General features: G+C 71.9%; 1 protein-coding gene. It reads right to left on the bottom strand.

Going from position 1 to position 342, the window contains the following annotated elements; translation table 11 throughout:
• The coding region (locus CCN33_RS33395; RefSeq protein WP_483027264.1) for a Rossmann-fold NAD(P)-binding domain-containing protein at positions 1–342 on the bottom strand (342 nt) is incomplete at both ends.

Genomic DNA, 342 nt, shown 5'->3' with positions numbered 1-342 from the left:
CTTCGCACGTGCGAAGATCGCCAGCGTGGTGTCGAAGATCTTCGCCGCCTTCGCCCGGCACCGCTCGAAGTCGAAGCCGTGCAGCTCGTCGGCCACCTGGATGACCCCGCCCGCGTTCACCACGTAGTCCGGCGCGTAGAGGATGCCCCGGTCCTGGAGGTCCTTCTCCACGCCGGGGTGGGCGAGCTGGTTGTTGGCCGCGCCGCACACCACGGACGCGGTGAGCACCGGCACCGTGTGGTCGTCCAGCGCCCCGCCGAGCGCGCAGGGGGCGTAGATGTCGAGCCCCTCCAGCCGGATCAGGGTCTCGGTGTCCGCGACCCGGCGCACGGCGGGGTGGGC

Origin of the sequence: Streptomyces recifensis, from assembly GCF_002154615.1 — a bacterium.
In the GTDB taxonomy this organism is placed as follows: Bacteria; Actinomycetota; Actinomycetes; order Streptomycetales; family Streptomycetaceae; genus Streptomyces; species Streptomyces griseoluteus.
This window is presented reverse-complemented; position numbering and strand designations above follow the sequence as displayed.